The organism is Parabacteroides gordonii MS-1 = DSM 23371 (assembly GCF_000969825.1).
GTDB lineage: Bacteria > Bacteroidota > Bacteroidia > Bacteroidales > Tannerellaceae > Parabacteroides > Parabacteroides gordonii.
Window position 1 is genome coordinate 1 of sequence record NZ_KQ033925.1, and the last position, 2,603, is coordinate 2,603.

Annotated in this window: 1 protein-coding gene; it reads left to right on the plus strand. The window is 42.1% G+C overall.

Features of this window, described 5'->3' with window-relative positions; genetic code table 11:
• Positions 1 to 166: 166 nt before the first annotated feature.
• Positions 167 to 2,603 (plus strand): ligand-binding sensor domain-containing protein (locus HMPREF1536_RS26500; protein ID WP_316933320.1); only part of this gene is annotated, 2,437 nt, incomplete at its 3' end.

Below are 2,603 nucleotides of genomic sequence, written 5' to 3' on the forward strand. Positions count from 1 at the left end.
ATTTGAAAGCATTCGATAAAAGATTTCTTAAAGCGGATTCTATCTTTCCACTATCTATCCAAAGGTCGAGGGAGCGGATACCAGAGTCCAGGATGTACTAATTCAAAATGACTCTTCTTTCTGGTCGCTTTCTTATGATAATCTTTCTCTGGTTTCAGTAGATTATGTGAAAGATAAAACAGGAAATATTAAAGAAGTGAGTCTGAAAGTAGAAATGGAGTTTGCTTCATTGGTTGATGAAGGGACAAACTTTCTGGCTTTTTGCCAGTCGCCGGATGGAGTTATATATATCGGAACGGACTGGGGAAATATTCTTGCTTTCGATCCTGCTTCCTACACCGTTCTGAATAAAGGAGATTTACCCAAAGTAAAGAAAATACATATCAATCGCCTCTTATATTCAGAGGGTTATGTCTGGATCTCCACCTGGGCAAACGGGGCGATCCGCTACAATCCTGTCTTGGATACTTATTCACAATACACGTATGATCCTAAGAACAAAAAGAATTCCTTGTCACACTGGGATGTTTATGAGATCGTTCCGCTCAGTAACGGACGTTACCTGACAGCGACCTGGAATGGATATGCTATCCTGATTCCTGATAAGGAAGATCCTACCCAATATTCAACGGAAGTCTATAATAATACGGCTTCACAGCTTCACCGGAATCTGGAAACCCGTATGATCTCGGCTTATTATGATGCAGATGGGCTTCTTTGGATCGGAACACAGGGAGGTGGTGTGTATTCTTCCGATTTAAGAAAGCAGTTTTATCAACGTTTCCATCAGGATACGCATAATGAAATATGTGCGATGACCACCGACAAGGAGAACCATATCTGGCTGGCAACCTTCCACAAAGGAATTATGAGAAGTACGGAAGCCTTTGACCCGCAACACCGGTTGTCTTTTGAACTGGTTCCGAACGAAGCCGGAAATACCGTATTAAGCGCAATAACTGATAAAGCGGGTGATCTCTGGTTTGGAAATACCAATTCGGAATTGATCCGTTATCACTCAACCGGTAAAACATTTACTGTCTACCCGATACGTTTGTCTGATAATCCGGCATGGAATGGCTCTATATGGTCTCTATTCGTCGATAGTCAGGAACGTTTATGGCTGGGTACGTCGGATGGATTATTATTGTTTGATAAGTCATCCGGGCAATTCACACGTTATGAGGTTCGTCCCGGTATAATCCGGGCAATAACGGAAACTCCCGATAAAAACTTATGGTTGGGAACCACGTTCGGGTTAAAGAAATTCAATCCGGCCAAAGAGAGTTTGCAAGCAGATTTTGAGAAGGAAGCCGATATCCCGGCACGCGAGATACGTGCCCTTTTTGCTTCTTCCGATAAGAATCTTTATATCGGATATACGGATGGATTCGGTGTTCTGGATGTTGAATCCAACCGGATCGATACTTTCTATACAACGCACGACGGTTTAAGCAGCAATTTTATCGGTTGTATCAGCGAAGATACGAAAGGACATCTTTGGTTGGGCTCCAGTTCCAGTGTCTGTCGTTACAGTAAACATCAGAAGCTGTTTTATAACTACTATATATCAGGGAATAACCGTTCGGTAATGCTGTATCATGATTATTTGTTTTGGGGTAATAATAAGAACATGACTTACATTACGTCAGAAGACGTAATGGACGAACATCCCGTGCCGGATAAAGTGGTAATAACCCAGATAGAGGTAGATAATAAACCGGTTGAAATTGGGGAGAAAATAAACGATCAGGTCATTCTTACGGAAGGAGTTCCTTATGTGCATAATCTGATATTATCCGGTATGAATAATAGCTTCTCTCTGCTTTTCAGTAATCTGACTTATTCGGAAACGTTACAGAAATACAGCTACCGTCTGGCTCCTTATCAATCGGAGTGGCTGATTTCGGGGGAAGGCGAGAAGATTTCCTATACAAATCTTCCTGAGGGCGAATATCTGTTTGAAGTGAAAAGTATCTTCCCGGACGGTTCCAGCGGTGATGTAACGTCGTTTGCTATAAGGATTTTGCCTCATTGGTACGAAACGGTCTGGTTCCGGTTGATTGCGTTCATCTTTGTTGTGCTGGCCTTGTATTACTGGATGCGTCGTGTAAAGATCCAGCAAGCCCGCCTGAGAAAAGAGGAACGTTTGAAGCATGAGTTGTTTGTGGCCAATCTGGAACGCGAAAAGGAAAAGCAAATCAACAGGGAGCGTGAGAACTTTTTTACCAATGTATCCCATGAACTCCGTACGCCGCTGACATTAATTCTTTCTCCCTTACAGGAGTTGTTGCAGGCTGATCGTCTTTCACAAACTATGTACGAAAAACTGTCGCTTGTTTATAAAAATGCCTCTTCATTATCTACTCTGGTGAACCAGCTCCTGTATGTTCAGAAAATAGAAGCCGGAATGGTGCAACTTCATTTGTCAGAAGTTGATATTGTTGACTTAGTTAAGAAGGTTATGGAATCTTTTAAACACATGGCTGAAATAAAAAATACAGAGTTCATCCTGGACTCTGGTATCTTCATCCTTCTTTCCGGCATAATGAATTGGGACAAACCGCTCCAGTCTACGGTCAAAACAATAAATTTGCTGATTG